The organism is Ensifer sp. Root954 (assembly GCF_001429005.1).
Classification (GTDB): Bacteria; Pseudomonadota; Alphaproteobacteria; order Rhizobiales; family Rhizobiaceae; genus Ensifer; species Ensifer adhaerens.
Genome location: NZ_LMJM01000027.1, coordinates 60,051 through 76,304 on the forward strand (window position 1 = coordinate 60,051; position 16,254 = coordinate 76,304).

A 16,254-nucleotide genomic window follows, 5' to 3' on the forward strand; every position below is an offset into this window, starting at 1 on the left:
AAGTCTCTGTTTTGGGTCTGCGATTTCAGCTTGATGATGTCGCTAATTCACGCCGTCAGCAGCGACGTCGTCAGATCGCCGTAACCGGTAAACCGATATTCGTATTCGAGCCCGAGCCGCTCGGCGGCCTTTCTCGCCTTCTCCTGCAAGCCTTCATCCTCCTGCTGCGAGAGATAGACGAGCTTGCGGTAGTGGCCGAAATACATGTCCCGGAGCTCCGGGTGCCGGTTGAGGCCGAGCGGTTCGATGACGAAGGCCTCGAACTGGCGGGCGAGAAAGTCGGTGAGGAAGAAGGCGGTGAGGTCGTCGTCCCAACGGCGGGCGAAATCATCGTTGCCGGCAAAGAAGGAGTAACAGTGCGGACCGGGGATACGCTCGACCTTTTCCTCCTCCAGAAGTCGGTCGAGCTGGCCGCCGGTGCCGCAGTCGGCATAGGCGACGAAGATGCGCTCGAAGCCTTCGGCGCGGGCCTTGGCGATGGCGTCGCGAATGCCCGGGGTGATCTTGTCGGGCGTGTTGTGCCAGATGGCGGGCAGACAGTTGAGGTCGATATGGCCAAGCCCGTTCGCCTCGCAGATCGCCAGGATTTCGCGGGCGATGGCGCCGCAACCGATCACGTGAACTTTTTCCGGTTGTGCACGTTCTATTGCGGGCGATACTTTTTCCATCTTGATTCCATGTGGCTATCAGCGGGAAGGACCCTGACCATGACAGTAAAGACCCTTGCAACCGTCGGCGCCGTTCTCGTCGCCCTTTCGACGCTTACCGCCTGCGGCAACACCATCCGCGGCATCGGACAGGATACCGCAAACACGGTCAACGCGACACAGTCGGCCGGCAAGAAGGTGGCAAACTCCGTCAACTAACCCGGCAAACCTGCCAGGCACGCTCGCCAGACATAGGAAAGCCGGCCGCGGATTTCACCCACGCGGCCGGCTTTGTCATTTCGGACTGTCCGAAGCTCAGCCGGCCAGGCGGTTGTGCTTGCGCTTCATGAAGTCCTTGGCGGTTTCGACCGCAATCGCCGCATCGCGGCAATAGGCATCGGCACCGACGGCCTTGCCGAATTCTTCGTTCAGCGGCGCACCGCCGACGAGAACGACGTAGTCGTCGCGCAGGCCCTTTTCCTTGAGCGTGTCGATGACGACCTTCATGTAGGGCATGGTGGTGGTCAGAAGCGCCGACATGCCGAGAATATCCGGCTGCTCGCGCTCGATCGCTTCGAGATAGTTTTCGACCGGGTTGTTGATGCCGAGGTCGACGACGTCGAAGCCGGCACCTTCCATCATCATGCCGACGAGGTTCTTGCCGATGTCGTGAATGTCGCCCTTGACGGTGCCGATCACCATCTTGCCGAGCTTCGGCGCGCCGGTTTCGGCGAGAAGCGGGCGCAGGATGGTCATGCCGGCCTTCATGGCGTTGGCCGAGAGCAGCACTTCCGGCACGAACAGGATGCCATCGCGGAAGTCGATGCCGACGATGCGCATGCCTTCGACCAGCGCCTGGGTCAGGACGTCGTAAGGCGTCCAGCCGCGCTTGAGCAGGATGTTGGTCCCGTCCTCGATTTCCTCCTTCAGGCCGTCATAGAGGTCGTCGTGCATCTGCTGCACGAGTTCTTCGTCGGAAAGGTCCTCGAGAATGATTTCATCGTCTGCCATATTGGGGTTCCTCGGTTCCTGGCACGGTCGCGCGAAATTTTCGGACGCGTCCATCAATCCATAGCGGTCGATGTCTAAAAATCTGTTTTCGAAAGCGACGTCGCATATGACAAAAAGCGACGGGAGGGCGGCTTCTTTTGCCGCCTGTATATTCTTAACAAAAACAATATATTCGCGCCACGCGGTTTTTGCGCCCCCTTGTCGCCGCTCGGCAGTGTTCGAGTTGCGCCACGCCTTGGCGCATTGAGACCCGCAAGGCCCCTGATGCTTGGTAGCATTAAGGTCAAATGATGCTTGAAGGCGCAAAAAGTGATGCGCGGGAGAGGAAAAGCGAATGAGCGACGTGACAGATCAGGGCGCGGTTGAAGGCGGCGGTCGCCGCGCACGCGGCGAGGGACGGGGAGCAGCAGCAAGGCGCGCATCGCGCACCGGCGGCGGCCCGGGGCCGTCTTTGCCCTATATCCAGCGCAAGATTCGCGAATACGAGGTGCTCGACGAGGAAGGCCTGCAGCTGATCGAGCGCAATGCCGATACGATCCTCGAGGAAATCGGCATCGAGTTCCGTGACGACGCCGAGGCGCTCGAACTCTGGAAACAGGCCGGCGCCGACGTGCGCGGCCAGCGCGTGCATTTCCCCAAGGGTCTCTGCCGCGAGCTTCTGAAAACGGCACCGTCCGAATTCACCTGGCATGCCCGCAATCCGGAGCGCAGCGCCCAGGTCGGCGGCAAGGCGACGATCTTCGCGCCGGTCTACGGCCCGCCCTTCGTGCGCGATCTGGAAGGCAATCGCCGCTATGCGACGATCGAGGATTTCCGCAACTTCGTGAAGCTCGCCTATATGGCGCCGTCGATGCACTCGTCCGGCGGCACGGTCTGCGAGCCGGTCGACATCCCCGTCAACAAGCGCCACCTCGATATGGTCTACAGCCATATCAAATATTCCGACAAACCCTTCATGGGCTCGGTGACGGCGCCGGAGCGGGCGGAAGACACGATCGCCATGGCGAAGATCGTCTTCGGCGACGACTTCGTCGAAAACAACTGCGTTACGCTGAACCTCATCAACGCCAACTCGCCGATGGTCTTCGACGAGACCATGGTGGGCGCGCTCAAGGTTTACGCCCGCCATAACCAGGCCTGCGTGCTGTCGCCGTTCATCCTGTCGGGCGCCATGAGCCCGGTGACGGTCGCCGGCACGCTGACGCAGATCCTTGCAGAAGTTCTCGCTGGTGCCTCCTTCACCCAGCTCATCCGCAAGGGCGCGCCGGTGCTCTTCGGCACGTTTGCCGCCTCGATCTCGATGCAGTCGGGCGCGCCGACCTTCGGCACGCCGGAGCCGTCGCTCGTCTCCTATGGCGCAGCCCAGCTCGCGCGTCGCCTGAAGCTTCCGTTCCGTACCGGTGGTTCGCTCTGCGGCTCCAAGGTTCCGGACGCGCAGGCAGCGCACGAATCGGCCAACACGCTGAACATGACGCTTCTTGCCGGCACCAACTTCGTGCTGCATGCGGCCGGCTGGCTCGAAGGCGGTCTGATCTCGTCTTACGAGAAGTTCATGATCGACCAGGACCAGCTCGGCATGATGCAGAAGATGGCCGAAGGCGTGGATCTCTCGGAAAACGCCCAGGCGCTCGACGCGATCCGCGAAGTCGGTCCGGGCAGCCACTATCTCGGTTGCGCGCATACCCAGGCCAACTTCCAGACGGCGTTCTACCGTTCTCCGCTCGCCGACAACAATTCCTTCGAACAGTGGGAAGTGGAAGGCGAAAAGCGCATCGAGCAACGCGCCAATGCCCTTTGCCGCAGTTGGCTGGAGCATTACGAGGCGCCTTACCTCGATCCCGAGATCGACGAAAAGCTGAAGGCGTTCATCGCCAGCCGCAAGGACTCGATGCCGGACGCTTTCACCTGAAAGGGTCCCGAGCGAGCCAGGGAGCAAGGCGGCGCGGCGCAGGTGGCCGACATGATCCAGAAGGAGGTCTGGCGCCCGCATTACGAACACCAGGGGCCGAAACCGAAATGACGGCGCCTTCCGCGACAGCGGACAAGACAATCGAAACGATCCGTGCGGCGCTGGCGCCGCACGGTCTTTTTTTGCGCGGAACCGTGAATTTCGCCTCCGGTGAGGTCGCACCGCTGCTCGTCGATGGCCGCCTGGCGGCAAGCGTGGTGCTGATTGGCAATATCGGCGGTTCGCTGTGGCAGCCGTTCAGCGCGTGGCGGCAAGCCCGGTCGGATGGCGGCGGCGCCGATCCGCTCGACAATTGGTCGAAGGCCGTCATCAATCCGGTCGCCGGCGAGCAGGGGGCGACCGCCTTCTTTCCGTCGGATCCCCCGTGGCAGCCGTTCCAGCAGTGGGCGATGAGGGCCGAAGGCCTGAAACCGTCACCGCTGGGCATTCTCATCCATTCGCGTTTCGGCCTGTGGCACGGTTACCGCGGCGCACTTGCTTTCGGTATCCCGCTTGGCGAGACAGGTGAAGCGAGCGCCAGCCACCCTTGCGACCACTGTCTCGAAAAGCCGTGCATCTCGGGCTGTCCGGCGTCGGCGCTTGCAGGGGAACGCTTCGATGTCGGGCGTTGTCGCGGCCATCTGCGCACGGACGCGGGCAGGGCGGGCTGCCTTGCGAATGGCTGTCTATCGCGCGCTGCCTGTCCCATCGGGAGCCAATATCGCTACCCGCCCGAGCAGTTGCGCTTCCATATGTCTGCGCTTGAAGTGTGAGCGCCGGTCTCCACTCTGGCGCGCAAAGATGGTGCAAATCTCCAAAATGACTAAAATTGGAGGTGTCGTGGAAAGGTAATATTATCGAATTTATAACGATCTGGACGGCGTGGCGTTGGAGTCCATCGTATGAGAGGTAGCCCAGTCGTATCCGTGAGCAACTATCCTCCGCACCTGGCGCGCGAGGACGTGCAAGCGCAGATATCTCGGCTTGACAGTATTCACGCGGCCAACAGCCAGGTTTTGGGGGACGCTTTCAAGCGCCTGCTGGCGATCGGCGCCGGCCATGCGGCCGTCATCACCGCCTGCATTGCCGGCTTCGATGCGCTGGTGGACCGATCGGTTCTCACCGGCGATCTTCTGCCCGATGCCATCGACATCCTCAGGAAATTTGCGCTGACCGTCAGCGCGCTCGGCCTGTTCCTCACGTTCTGGGCGATCGGCAACAATTACGGCGAGGTCCAGAAAGAAGCCAGGCGCCATGCGGTGAAGGTGGCAACGACGCTCAGAGAGAAGCGGCTGCTTTTGTCGCTGTCGCAGGATGTGCTGAACCGCGATCCCAAATCCTATCTGCTTGCAGGCGTCGGGGGCTTTGCCTGCCTTTGCGCGATCTTCGGCCTTGCAAGTCTCGCCGGCATCGCCGGTCTCGTCACCACCATGGCGGCGATCGTCGGCGGCTAGTCGCCAAGCGTATGATTTCGCCTGTGCCCGCGCCAGAATAAGCCGCAATCTCAGGCATGCTTGGCGGCTGATTCGATTGGACCTTTCGCCATGCCGCTTTTTCCAAAACCCTTTCTCGTCGGTGCCGTTCTTTCGGCCGGTCTTGCCGGGCCTGCGCTCGGCGCCTGCCGCGATGTCAGCCACCTTGGCCAGGACTATGTCGCCTGCAGCTTCGATCCGGCGACAACCGATATCCGTCTCTACAACAAGGATCAGGCGGGCGTGCCCTTCCGCTCCTTCCGGGCGCTGTCGCTCGAACTGCGCCATCGCGAAGAATATATGAGCTTCGCCATGAACGGCGGCATGTATCACGACGATCTGTCGCCGGTCGGCCTGCATATCGAGGAGGGGCGCGAGCAGGCGCCGCTGAACACCAATTCCGGCTGGGGCAATTTCCACCTTTTGCCGAACGGGGTGTTTTATGTCGACGACGGCAAAGCGGGGGTAATGGCGGCGGACGCCTATCGCGACGCCAGGCTCACGCCGCGATTTGCCACGCAATCCGGGCCGATGCTGGTCATCGACGGCAAGCTGCATCCTCGCTTTCTGCCCGACAGCACCAGCTACAAGACCCGCAACGGCGTCGGCGTGACCCCCGAGGGCGAGGTGGTTTTCGTCGTCTCGAAGCGCCCGGTGCGGTTCCACGATTTCGCGACGCTGTTTCGCGATACATTGGATTGCCCCAATGCGCTCTTCCTCGACGGCACGATTTCGAGCGTCTATGCGCCTGATATCAACCGCCATGACCGGCTGTTTCCGATGGGGCCGATCATCGCCGTCGTCGGAAAATTTCCACGCTGACTTTCCTTGGGTGCGGGATTCGGGCGGAAAACCGCACACTTTTCCTCCTCCCGCGAAAAAAAATGTGCCGCCCACCCAAGGAACGGGCAGCCTGCAACGTCTAAGGTTCAAATGAGGTGAGGGCGGGCACGGATTTGGACGCTGAACTCGTCGAAAAGGCGGTAGGTGGAGACCGGCGGGCTTTCGGCCAGCTGGTCGAGCGACACTATGATTTTGTCCATGCGGTCGCCTGGCGATGGTCCGGAAACGTCTCTGACGCAGAGGACATCGCCCAGGATGTCTGCCTGCGGCTGGGTGCCGCCATTCGCGGCTTTCGCGGCACCAGCCGGTTTCGCACCTGGCTCTATACGCTGACGTTGAACGCCGCGCGCGACCATAGGCGGCGGCAGTTGCGCGATAACAGCCGCATGCAGGCCTATGCCAGCGAGCAGCCGACGGCAGCACCCCCTCAGGATCCTGACGAAGAGCAGCGCGAGGCGCTCTGGGCCGCGGTCCGGGAACTGCCGGAAAAGCAGTGCGATGCGGTGCTGCTCGTTTATGCCGAAGGCTTGAGCCATGCGGCGGCCGCCGACGTGCTTGGCTGTTCGGAGGCAACCATATCCTGGCATGTGCATGAAGCGCGCAAGCGGCTGAAGACATTGCTCGGCAAGGAGGCAGTGTGACCATGAGCGACGATTTCGAAAAGCTTGGCCGGATGAACCCGCCGAAGGCTTCTGCGGAAGCGCGCGCCCGTGCGCTCGCCTTGGCCATGCAGGCCTTCGACGAGCAGCAAGAAAATTCGAATGCCACCCAAGGATCGGTTCGGCCGGTTCGTCAAAGCTCCATCTTCAACCGGATATGGAGCCCCATCATGAACCGGAAACTGCTCGCAGGATCGGCACTGGCAACCCTTCTCGTCGTGCCCGCCGCCGCTTTCCTGACGTTTGAACTCACGCGCGACGGTGCGCCCTTCGGCGAGCCTGCGCAGGAGATCGCGCTGAAGGGTGAACTCACCAAGGAAGAGGCGCGGCAAAAGCCGGAGCCCCAGGTCGCCGCCAGGAAGGCGGCCGCCGACGAACGCGCGCGCCAGCAGGAAGCGAAAACCGTGGAGGTGCCCGCGACCGTAGAGGCCGAGAGCGAGGCTGCGGCTCCTGCCGCGCAGGCCGATGCGATGGCCAACAGTGTTGCGCGCGACAGCGTCGCTCCGCTCTCGGCCGTCGGCGGTGCGCAGCCGCAGATGACATACCTGCCGGCGCCCACGATTCAGGATGAGATGCAGCCGGCACCCGTGGAAAACCGCGAGCGCTTCGGCAAGGCCGACAGCAATCCGGTGAAGAGCGTTGCGACCGATCCGGTCTCGACCTTCTCGGTCGACGTCGACACGGCATCCTATGCTTTCGTGCGCCGTTCGTTGATGGAAGGGCAGATGCCCGAGCGCGACGCCGTGCGGGTCGAGGAGATGGTCAACTACTTTCCCTATGACTGGCCGAGGCCGGCAAGCGCTGCCGAACCCTTCAAGGCGACGGTGACGCTGACGCCGACGCCGTGGAATGGTGGCACGCGGCTGATGCATGTGGCGATCAAGGGTTATGACGTCGTGCCGGCGGAAGCGCCGAAGGCGAACCTCGTCTTCCTGATCGACGTATCGGGCTCGATGGACGAGCCCGACAAGCTGCCGCTCTTGAAAGGCGCTTTCCGGCTGCTGGTCGAGAAGCTGAAGCCCGAGGATACGGTCTCGATCGTCACCTACGCAGGCAACGCCGGAACCGTGCTGGAGCCGACGGCGGTCAAGGACAAGGCGAAGATCCTCGCTGCGATCGATACCTTGCAGCCCGGCGGCTCGACCGCCGGTGCGGAAGGCATCGACGCGGCCTACGGGCTTGCCGAGAAGGCCTTCGTCAAGGGCGGGGTCAACCGCATCATGCTGGCGACGGATGGTGACTTCAATGTCGGCCCGTCGAGCGACGAGGACCTGAAGCGGCTGATCGAGGAGAAGCGCAAAAGCGGCATCTTCCTCTCCGTGCTCGGCTTCGGCCGCGGCAATTATAACGACGCGCTGATGCAGACGATCGCCCAGAACGGCAACGGCACGGCCGCCTATATCGATACGCTGGCCGAGGCGCAGAAGACGCTGGTGGAGGAGGCGGGGTCCTCGCTCTTCCCGATCGCCAAGGACGTCAAGCTGCAGGTGGAGTTCAATCCGGCCGCGATCGGCGAATACCGGCTGATCGGCTACGAGACACGCGCCTTGAAGCGCGAGGACTTCAACAACGACAAGGTGGACGCCGGCGACATCGGTTCCGGTCACAGCGTGACGGCGATCTACGAGGTGACGCCGAAGGGCAGCCCAGCGGTGCTCAACGACGACCTGCGCTATGCAGAGGCGGAAAAGTCGGTGGCAGAGGTAAGCCCGAACAGCGGCGAACTTGCTTTCCTGAAAATCCGCTACAAGAAGCCGGACGGCGACAAGAGCGAGCTGATCACCACGCCGGTGACCGAGGCGAATGCGGTGCCGTCGCTCGCCGAGGCGTCCAATGACGTGCGCTTCTCGGTGGCAGTGGCGGCCTTCGGGCAGAAGCTTGCAGGCGTGACGGCGCTCGCTGACTATTCCTATGACGCAGTCATCGATCTCGCCGCAGCCGCCAAGGGCGCCGATCCGTTCGGCTATCGCAGCGAATTCGTCAATCTGGTGCGGCTCTCCAAGGGGCTCGGCGGTTCCGGCAAGTGATGTCGGGTGGGGGCAGCCCTCAACCGCGTGGTCAGGGTTTGCCCCTCATCCGCCTGCCGGCACCTTCTCTCCGTTATGACGGGGAGAGGGGAACAAGTGGCAACCGTTTCGCCCATCGTGAAGGCTGAGATTGTCGCTGACGTTGAGGCCTGGCACCGGAGGGTGCGCCTAGCGGCTCTCTCCCCGCCTGCGGGGAGAGATGTCCGGCAGGACAGTGAGGGGCACCCGTCACGCGCGAGCGTCGATCCCCTGTCGCCTCAAGCCTTCGGAAAGGCGCGTTCCAGCCCACCGGCTTTCGACAGGCCCGCCTTGAACGCCTGGTAGGCCGCATGCTGGCTGGAGCGTCCGGCTTCCATCAGGCGCATCTGCAGCCGCGCCGGTGCATGGCTGCCGAGCCACTGGCCGAGCTTTTCGAGTTTCAGCGAATTCAGGAACTTCGCCTCCGAGGCGATGTCGAGGTGGCGGTAGAGGCCGTCCATCAGGCGCTCGTCCTGCTCGGGGTTTTCCATCAGCAGGCGCAGGAAGGACTGGTCGGCTTCGCTGAAACTCCCGAATTTTTCGGCGACGGTGTCCCGGTCGGGAAAGGAGGCTGGGCCGGCGTTCATGTCACTGTCTCCCGTCTGCGGCCGCGCGGTGCGTTCTGCGGGACGCAAAGGCGCGGTGTGGCACGTTGAACCGCTGCAAGCAGCGAATCTCTCTTTCATCGGGGATAGGCCAGCGGTCACGGGTGCGCAAGCGGTGGCGAATATGCAGATATTGAACATATAGTCCAATATTGACAATTAATCCAAGTATGGGCATATGCGAGCCATGACCATAGCACCCGCCTTCACCTCGATCCTTGCAACGCACGCGCCGACGGCGGCTGCGATCAGCGCGCTTCTTTATCCGCATGGGGAGGTTGTGCTGCATGATCTCCGAACCGGTACGATCGCGGGGATCTGGAACTGTTTCTCCGGTCGCGCGGTCGGCGAAGATTCGCTGATCGAAGAGGAATTTTCAGCCCTCGGCAGCACTGAAGCGGTGCTCGGGCCCTATGAGAAGACCGGTGCGGATGGCCGGCGCTTCAAGTCGATCTCAGCCGTTCTGCGCGACGGGACGGGCGACGCGGTCGGCCTGCTTTGCATCAATCTCGACATGTCGATGATCGATCAGGCGGTGAAGCTGCTCTCGGCTTTCGCCGGCGCCGAGCAGCCGAAGCCGCAGGCGCTGTTTTCGCGCGACTGGCGCGAGGAGATCAACGCGACCCTGCATGGCTGGCTGAAGGAGCGGGGGCTGGCGCTCTCGGCGCTCAAACGCGGCGATCGCGTGGCGCTGGTGGCAGCGCTCGACGAACGCGGTCTCTTCCAGACGCGCAACGCGGTCGATCACCTTGCCAGCCTCATCGCCGCCTCGCGCGCGTCGATCTACAACTATCTCGCTGCGGCCCGCGGCGAGGCGCCCTGATTGCTGTGCGTAATATTTCGGACAGAGACCGCTTCTCGGGTCTTCGGACTTGCCTGACCCATAACCGTTCGCGTGCGCCTCAGCCGCGAGAGGAGGAAATATCCATGACGACCTTGCCCGATTTCCGGCTCGAAACCCATTTCTCCCGCTGGGAGTTCAGCGCTCGCCATCATATGACCGCGAGCGACAGCCAGACGACCAGCATGAGCGATCTTCTGGCGCTTGCCGACGCGGAGGACCGCGCCGCCTGGGACAACATCACGCTCGGCTATACCGAGACCTATGGCGCACCGGCGCTGAGGGCAGCGATCGCTGCGACCTATGAAGGGCTGACGGCTGCCGATATCCTCTGCTTTGCCGGCGCGGAGGAGGGGCTTTATTGCGCCATGCTGGCGCTGCTCGGGCCGGACGACCACGCGATCGTGACGGTGCCGAACTACCAGTCGATGGAGACCCTGCCGGTGACGATCGCCGGCGCGGTGACCGGCGTGCCGCTTCGCCCCGAGAACAATTGGCGGCTCGATATCGCCGACGTGCGCGCGGCGTTGAAACCCAACACGAAGCTGATCTGTGTGAATTTCCCCAACAATCCGACCGGCGCCATTGCCGACCAGGAAACCTTCGCGGCGCTCGCCAAGCTCTGCGCGGAGCGCGGCATTCATCTCTTCAGCGACGAGGTCTATCGCGGTCTGGAGCGTGACGCCTCGCTGCGCCTGCCGCAGGCGGTCGAACTTTTTGACCACGGAATCTCGCTGAATGTCATGTCCAAGGCCTATGGCCTGCCGGGCCTGAGAATCGGCTGGATCGCCTGCCGCGACCATGCGCTTCTCGAACGCATGGAGAAGATGAAGCACTATCTGTCGATCTGCAATTCGCGGCCGTCGGAAGTGCTGGCGACAATCGCGCTCAAGGGGCGTGCCGTTATCCTCGATCGCAACCGGGCGCTCGTTGCCGCCAATCTCGAGAGGCTCGGCGCCTTCTTTGCGGAATTCCCGGATCTCTATGAGTGGCGGGCACCTGACGGGGGCTGCGTCGGCTTTGCCCGCTATCTCGGTGCCGATGGCGTCGAGAGCCATTGCCGGGGGCTGGTGGAGGAGGCTGGCGTTCTGCTCTTGCCGTCGAGCCTCTTCGTATCCGATCTGCTGCCGGTCGCCACCGATCGCTTCCGCGTCGGTTTCGGCCGCAAGGATATCGAGGTCGGGCTCGATGCCTGGCGCCGACATATTCGGCGATAGCCCCAGTGTCGCCATCTTCGACCTGCTAGTTACCCGCAGGTCCCGCTCCCGGGCGTATGCCCCGGGAACCTTGGAACGCACGCATGTGGATACGGACCGCGCGACAATGGTTCCATTGTCAAGATTGTGTTAACGAGCGGCCCCCGCCACCGAGTGTTTCCTCTGCTGATGCAATACAGACCCGAAATCGATGGACTGCGCGCGCTTGCCGTCGTCCCGGTCCTCCTGTTCCATGCCGGTTTCGGCCTTGTCTCTGGCGGCTTTTCCGGCGTCGATGTCTTCTTCGTCATCAGCGGCTATCTCATCACCGCGATCATCCACCGCGAGATCAGCGACGGGAACTTCAGCATCGCCCGTTTCTACGAGCGGCGTGCCCGTCGCCTTGCACCGGCGCTGCTCCTGGTCTGCGCCGTCTGCATTCCATTCGCGCTGATGTGGATGCTGCCGGAGGAACTCAACAGCTTCGGCAAGAGCCTCTATGCGGTGAACCTGTTCGCCTCGAATTTCTTCTTCTGGGACCAGACCGGCTATTTCGCGCCGAGCACGGCGCTGCTGCCGCTGCTGCACACCTGGTCGCTGGCGGTCGAAGAACAGTTCTATCTGGTCTTCCCGCTGCTGCTTTTGCTGCTTCACCGCTTCTCGCGGGCAACGCTGTTGAAGGTGGTGGCGGCGCTCGTGCTCCTGAGTTTTGCGGCGACCCAGGTCTTTGCGAACCTGGACCCGGCTGCGAATTTCTACCTGCTGCCAAGCCGGTTCTGGGAACTCGGCGTCGGTGCGCTGCTTGCGCTCGTCGGCGTCGAAAAGCTCGATCTTTCGAAAGGCAGCCGCGAGCTTCTGTCAGCCCTCGGTCTGCTGGCGATCGTCGCGAGTTATTTGTTCGTGGTGGAATCGGCCTTCTATCCCGGCTGGACGACCGTGCCGGTGGTGCTGGGCACGGCACTGGTTCTCGCCTTCGGTCGCAGCGATACCGTCGTTGGCCGGCTGCTGTCGCTGAAGCCGCTGGTCGCGATCGGGCTCATCAGTTACAGCCTCTACCTCTGGCATCAGCCGGTCTTTGCCTTCGCGCGCTTGCGGTCGATCGAGGACATTCCGGCCGAAGGCTACGCGCTCCTGATCGCGCTCTGCTTCGTACTTGCCTATCTCAGCTGGCGTCTCGTCGAGCAGCCCTTCCGCAAGCCGGGCCGCTTCAGCCGTCGCGCGATTTTCGGTGCGACGTTTGCGGCCGGATCGGCGGCGATCGCCTTCGGCTTCACGCTCGACGGTTCGGACGGTCTCGCCGCCCGGAACCGCGAACTTGCACAGCTTTCGGAGCCGAGCGTCGGCCTCGGCAAGAAATGCGATGCCGTCGCCGACCTGCGCTGCGCCTCTAACCCGAAACCCGAGGTCGCGGTCTGGGGCGATTCCTTCGCCCGGCACCTCGTCGACGGCATTATCGCGTCGAAGCCGGACGTGCGACTGGTGCAGCTTGCCAAGAATAATTGCGGGCCGTTTTTGAACCTGTCGCCGATCATGCCGCGGCTCGGTCGCGACTGGTCCGACGATTGCGCCCGCTATAACGAAGAGGTCCGCCGTTTCCTGCTTGCCAACCGGTCGATCCGCTACGTCGTTCTGTCCTCGCAGCTCAGCCAGTACCTGAAGGAGGAGAAGGTGCTGGTCGATGGCCGCAGCGAGGTGACGACCGAGACGAAGCTTCTCATCGACGGCCTGCGGGCAACCTTTGCCTGGCTGCGCTCGAACGGCTTCGAACCCGTCTTCGTCGCGCCGACGCCGCATGATGGCCGCGATACCGGGCTCTGCGTTGCAAGAGCCCGTCTGCTCGGCCTGTCGGACCGGCATTGCGAGCCGGTGCTAACGACCGTTCGCGAATATGACCGCGATGTCCTGAACGTGGTTGCGGAAATCGCCGACGAGTATCCCGTCGTCAGCTTCATGGACTATCTCTGCGACGACGACAGCTGCAAGATCGAGGACAAGGGCGTCGCGCTCTTCGAGGACTTCGGGCACTTCTCCAAGGAAGGGTCCCGCCAGATGGGACGCGCCTTCGATTTCTACCGAGCTTTCATCGAGGCGGCGAAGGGCAGGCCCGTGGCTGAGCGGGCAACGGACGCCAAGGCCTTCGACAACGCCGCGCTTTAAGACAGCCGCCACATCGACGCATAAACGAAAACGCCCCGGATCTTTCGATGCCGGGGCGTTTGCTTGTCGATTTGCCTTGCCTGGCTTGATCAGGCGCGGCGGCTGCGGCGCTCGCGGGCAGGCGCGGCCGCCGTTTCGTTGGCGGTCTTGTTGCGCAGCGGGCCGATCTTTTCGATGATCAGGTCGAGCGTCGGGCGTTCGCGGCGCACATGTTCGTCGAGTGCGACGCGCATGGCGGCGAGGTGGCCGCAGGTGGTGCCGCAGCAGCCGCCGATGATCTTGGCGCCGGCATCGGCCGCAAGGCGCACATATTCGGCCATCAGCGGCGGCGTGCCGGAATAGTGGATCTCGGAGCCGCGGAATTCCGGAATGCCGCAATTGCCCTTGACGATCACGGTCGCCTCGGGTGCTGCCTCCGTCATGTCGAGCAGCGAGGAGAGAATGTCGGAAGCACCGACGCCGCAATTGGCGCCAACGGCGACCGGGCCGTCACCGAACTCGGTGGCAACGCCATGGATGTCCTTCGGGTGCAGCCCCATCATCGTCTTGCCGGCGGTATCGAACGAGCCGGTATAGACGTAGGGAAGGCCGACCTTGGCGGCCGCTTCGGCGGCCGCACGGATCTCGTCCGGCGAGGACATGGTCTCGATCCAGGCGACTTCGGCGCCGCCAGCCTTCAGGCCTTCGATCTGCTCGACGAAGGCGGCAACCGCATCTTCATAGGAAAGCGCGCCGAGCGGGATCAAGAGTTCGCCGGTCGGGCCGACGGAGCCGGCGGTGATGACCTTGCGCGATGCCTTGTCGGCAACCGCACGGGCGATCTCGGCGGCGCGCTTGTTCAGCGCATGCACGCGGTCGTCGGCCTGGTGCAGTTTCAGCCGGTGACGGGTGCCGCCAAAGGTGTTGGTGAGGATGATGTCGGCGCCGGCGTCGACGAAATCCTGGTGCAGCTTGGTGATGTTCTCCGGCTTCGTTTCGTTCCAGAGTTCCGGCGCTTCGCCTGCTTCGAGGCCCATGGCGAAGAGCGACGTGCCGGTGGCGCCGTCGGCGAGAAGAACGCCTTTTTCGGCGATGAGAGCGGAGAGGGCATTGGAGGCTGCGGTCATCGGTTTTTCCCGGCTAGAATAGATTGCAACAAGATATAAAGATATCTTTATGTCTTGGCAAGCGTTCAGCGACGGGAGGCTTCCGGTTCGGCGCGCATGCTCATGCGGCCGGCGAGCCCAAGGCCGAAGACGGCAAGTGCTGTCAGCAGCCACATCGGATCGGCGCGATTGAGGAAGAAGCTTTCGAGCATGGCGTTGTAGGTCATGAAGATCACCACCATGACGCAGAAATCGGCGAAGATGCGGCCCTGCGGTCGGCGATAGGCCCGTGCGTAGTCGAAGAGCGGTTTGACGAAGAGCAGAGTGGTCATGAGGATGCCGCCGGGCAGGCCGAACATCAGCACCGCGTCGAGATAGCTGTTGTGGCCGGTGACGATGCCGCGCACGTCCCAGCTCGCCTCGAAATTCGCCTCCATGCCCATGATCACGGGCGACAGCCAGAAACTCGCATAGCCCTGGCCGAGCCAGGGGCGCTCGGCGATGCTGGCGCTCGCGAATTTCCAGATGTCGTCGCGGCCGGTGAAGGTCGCATCGTCGATCAGCCCCTTGGTGATCGAAAGCAGCGTGTCGGAATAGATGGTACCGAGCGTCAGGCCGAAGACCAGCACTGACATGGCGAGATGGGCAAGGATCATCAGCCCGGGGCTGCGCACCGCACGGCCGGCAAAGACGAGGCCGATCGCGATCGGCAGGAATCCGATCGTCGTCTTCGATCCCGTGTGCAGCACGAAATTGGCCGCCAGCAGCGTGATCGCCCAGCCGCGAAGCGGCGCGCCGGCGCGCAGGCAATAAATGCCGAACATGCAGAGGATGGAAAAGACCGGCGCCGAGACGTTCTTGTGCAGGAGGTGGCCGCGCCAGAAACCGGCATGCCAGGGCTCGTCGCCGAAGGCCGAATGGATGGCGCGGTCGGGTGCCACGAAGAGAGCGGCGTAGTCGATCAGGATCAGAAGCAGGATCGCATTGGCGCCGGCGTTGACGAAATCGCGCTCGCTCTTCGGCAGCACCAGCACGCCCGCCACCATGATCATGGCGACGAGGCTCAGCGTCAGGCCGCGGGCGGAGGCGGCCGGGTCGTAGGACTGCAGGCAGGAGAGGTAGGCGATGGCGAAGATCGCGATCCAGGCCGGAGAGACGAGACGGGCGAGCACCCGCCGGTCGACGGTGAGCAGCATGGCGAAGAGATAGACCGCGCCGAGCACCAGGTAGCCGACCTGGTTGATGATGTTGCCTTCGTTCGCCGCGTTCGGATCCGTCGTCACCGCGCCCTGAAACGGGATCAACGTGAAGACGATGAGGAGCAGACCAAGGCCCGAAAGCAGCGCGGCAAGGCCGTTGACGAGTTCCGCCAGCCCGGCATCGAACGCCTCCGGCACGCGCTGGTGCGCGGTGGAGGTGTCTGCCGTGGCTGTGTTCGGGTGCATGGCGGCTTAAAAAACGAATGACTGGGACGCGGTTCGGCATCGGTGATCATGACCCCGGGCCGTCCTGCCGTTCGGACAGGGCCGGCCTTGGGAGATCCGCACCTTGGCGCAATCAGGTTAAACCTCGGTGAAACGGTGGACGGGCCGCCCGGGCGGGATCGGCAGTCGCGGCATTACCGGTCCCGATATTTGCGCGCCGATTGCCGCAGGTGCTTGCCGCCCGGTCGCCATGCCCTTAAAAGGCTAGGGTATATTGGCCGTGTGGAAAACGCGGCCCTTGCCGTATTTCGCGGTCCGTCT

Annotated in this window: 15 protein-coding genes; 10 read left to right on the forward strand and 5 right to left on the reverse strand. The window is 63.2% G+C overall.

Annotation, left to right across the window (positions count from 1 at the left end):
• Positions 1-47 precede the first annotated feature (47 nt).
• A complete protein-coding gene (locus ASE71_RS22225; RefSeq protein ID WP_060520597.1) occupies positions 48-668 on the reverse strand; it encodes a DUF1638 domain-containing protein in 621 nt (206 codons plus the stop codon).
• A gap of 39 nt (positions 669-707) precedes the next feature.
• Between ASE71_RS22225 and ASE71_RS22230 the strand changes: the two genes are divergently transcribed.
• A complete protein-coding gene (locus tag ASE71_RS22230) occupies positions 708-866 on the forward strand; it encodes a hypothetical protein (protein WP_034788206.1) in 159 nt (52 codons plus the stop codon).
• Positions 867-962: 96 nt separating this feature from the next.
• Here the strand turns inward: ASE71_RS22230 and ASE71_RS22235 are convergent, their stop codons facing one another.
• The gene (locus ASE71_RS22235; protein WP_034788208.1) at positions 963-1,658 is read right to left on the reverse strand and encodes a corrinoid protein; all 696 of its coding nucleotides are present in this window, start codon (positions 1,656-1,658) and stop codon (positions 963-965) included.
• A gap of 334 nt (positions 1,659-1,992) precedes the next feature.
• Here ASE71_RS22235 and ASE71_RS22240 point away from each other — a divergent pair, with 334 nt between their 5' ends.
• The 6 genes from ASE71_RS22240 to ASE71_RS22265 all read left to right on the forward strand — a co-directional run bounded on the left by ASE71_RS22240 (position 1,993) and on the right by ASE71_RS22265 (position 8,607).
• Positions 1,993-3,567, forward strand: coding sequence for a trimethylamine methyltransferase family protein (locus tag ASE71_RS22240; RefSeq protein ID WP_034788211.1), 1,575 nt, complete (start codon positions 1,993-1,995; stop codon positions 3,565-3,567).
• Between the two features lie 107 nt (positions 3,568-3,674).
• Complete coding sequence (locus ASE71_RS22245) at positions 3,675-4,379, forward strand: 4Fe-4S dicluster domain-containing protein (RefSeq protein WP_060520598.1); 705 nt, start codon at positions 3,675-3,677, stop codon at positions 4,377-4,379.
• A 129-nt stretch (positions 4,380-4,508) separates the two neighbouring features.
• The gene (locus ASE71_RS22250) at positions 4,509-5,060 is read left to right on the forward strand and encodes a hypothetical protein (protein ID WP_156400736.1); all 552 of its coding nucleotides are present in this window, start codon (positions 4,509-4,511) and stop codon (positions 5,058-5,060) included.
• A gap of 90 nt (positions 5,061-5,150) precedes the next feature.
• Positions 5,151-5,900 (forward strand): phosphodiester glycosidase family protein, encoded by a 750-nt coding sequence (locus tag ASE71_RS22255; protein WP_060520600.1) that lies wholly within the window; start codon positions 5,151-5,153, stop codon positions 5,898-5,900.
• Between the two features lie 134 nt (positions 5,901-6,034).
• Positions 6,035-6,562, forward strand: a complete 528-nt coding sequence (locus tag ASE71_RS22260) for an RNA polymerase sigma factor (protein ID WP_060520601.1) — start codon at positions 6,035-6,037, stop codon at positions 6,560-6,562.
• A gap of 2 nt (positions 6,563-6,564) precedes the next feature.
• Positions 6,565-8,607: a vWA domain-containing protein gene (locus tag ASE71_RS22265; protein ID WP_413814646.1), complete on the forward strand. Its 2,043-nt coding sequence runs from the start codon at positions 6,565-6,567 to the stop codon at positions 8,605-8,607.
• Positions 8,608-8,864: 257 nt separating this feature from the next.
• Here ASE71_RS22265 and ASE71_RS22270 read toward each other — a convergent pair whose 3' ends face one another.
• Entirely contained in the window at positions 8,865-9,212 is a 348-nt protein-coding gene (locus ASE71_RS22270) for a hypothetical protein (RefSeq protein ID WP_034788228.1), read from the reverse strand.
• A 205-nt stretch (positions 9,213-9,417) separates the two neighbouring features.
• Here ASE71_RS22270 and ASE71_RS22275 point away from each other — a divergent pair, with 205 nt between their 5' ends.
• The 3 genes from ASE71_RS22275 (at position 9,418) to ASE71_RS22285 (ending at position 13,424) form a co-directional block, all read left to right on the forward strand.
• Positions 9,418-10,053, forward strand: a complete 636-nt coding sequence (locus ASE71_RS22275; RefSeq protein WP_060520603.1) for a transcriptional regulator — start codon at positions 9,418-9,420, stop codon at positions 10,051-10,053.
• Between the two features lie 104 nt (positions 10,054-10,157).
• Positions 10,158-11,288 carry an aminotransferase class I/II-fold pyridoxal phosphate-dependent enzyme gene (locus tag ASE71_RS22280; RefSeq protein WP_060520604.1) on the forward strand — a complete coding sequence of 377 codons (1,131 nt, stop codon included), beginning with the start codon at positions 10,158-10,160 and terminating at the stop codon, positions 11,286-11,288.
• 168 nt (positions 11,289-11,456) lie between these two features.
• On the forward strand, positions 11,457-13,424 hold the full coding sequence (locus tag ASE71_RS22285; RefSeq protein WP_060520779.1) for an acyltransferase family protein: 1,968 nt from the start codon (positions 11,457-11,459) through the stop codon (positions 13,422-13,424).
• Between the two features lie 89 nt (positions 13,425-13,513).
• Here ASE71_RS22285 and bmt read toward each other — a convergent pair whose 3' ends face one another.
• The gene (gene bmt / locus ASE71_RS22290) at positions 13,514-14,530 is read right to left on the reverse strand and encodes a betaine--homocysteine S-methyltransferase (RefSeq protein WP_060520605.1); all 1,017 of its coding nucleotides are present in this window, start codon (positions 14,528-14,530) and stop codon (positions 13,514-13,516) included.
• A gap of 65 nt (positions 14,531-14,595) precedes the next feature.
• Positions 14,596-15,954, reverse strand: coding sequence for an O-antigen ligase family protein (locus tag ASE71_RS22295; protein ID WP_060520606.1), 1,359 nt, complete (start codon positions 15,952-15,954; stop codon positions 14,596-14,598).
• Positions 15,955-16,254 lie beyond the last annotated feature (300 nt).

Coding starts and splice junctions, on each gene's coding strand:
- ASE71_RS22225 (WP_060520597.1), bottom strand. CDS start 668: ATGGAAAAAGTATCGCCCGCAATAGAACGTGCACAACCGGAAAAAGTT.
- ASE71_RS22280 (WP_060520604.1), top strand. CDS start 10,158: ATGACGACCTTGCCCGATTTCCGGCTCGAAACCCATTTCTCCCGCTGG.
- ASE71_RS22250 (WP_156400736.1), top strand. CDS start 4,509: ATGAGAGGTAGCCCAGTCGTATCCGTGAGCAACTATCCTCCGCACCTG.
- ASE71_RS22270 (WP_034788228.1), bottom strand. CDS start 9,212: ATGAACGCCGGCCCAGCCTCCTTTCCCGACCGGGACACCGTCGCCGAA.
- ASE71_RS22235 (WP_034788208.1), bottom strand. CDS start 1,658: ATGGCAGACGATGAAATCATTCTCGAGGACCTTTCCGACGAAGAACTC.
- ASE71_RS22275 (WP_060520603.1), top strand. CDS start 9,418: ATGACCATAGCACCCGCCTTCACCTCGATCCTTGCAACGCACGCGCCG.
- bmt (WP_060520605.1), bottom strand. CDS start 14,530: ATGACCGCAGCCTCCAATGCCCTCTCCGCTCTCATCGCCGAAAAAGGC.
- ASE71_RS22265 (WP_413814646.1), top strand. CDS start 6,565: ATGAGCGACGATTTCGAAAAGCTTGGCCGGATGAACCCGCCGAAGGCT.
- ASE71_RS22295 (WP_060520606.1), bottom strand. CDS start 15,954: ATGCACCCGAACACAGCCACGGCAGACACCTCCACCGCGCACCAGCGC.
- ASE71_RS22255 (WP_060520600.1), top strand. CDS start 5,151: ATGCCGCTTTTTCCAAAACCCTTTCTCGTCGGTGCCGTTCTTTCGGCC.
- ASE71_RS22245 (WP_060520598.1), top strand. CDS start 3,675: ATGACGGCGCCTTCCGCGACAGCGGACAAGACAATCGAAACGATCCGT.
- ASE71_RS22240 (WP_034788211.1), top strand. CDS start 1,993: ATGAGCGACGTGACAGATCAGGGCGCGGTTGAAGGCGGCGGTCGCCGC.
- ASE71_RS22230 (WP_034788206.1), top strand. CDS start 708: ATGACAGTAAAGACCCTTGCAACCGTCGGCGCCGTTCTCGTCGCCCTT.
- ASE71_RS22285 (WP_060520779.1), top strand. CDS start 11,457: ATGCAATACAGACCCGAAATCGATGGACTGCGCGCGCTTGCCGTCGTC.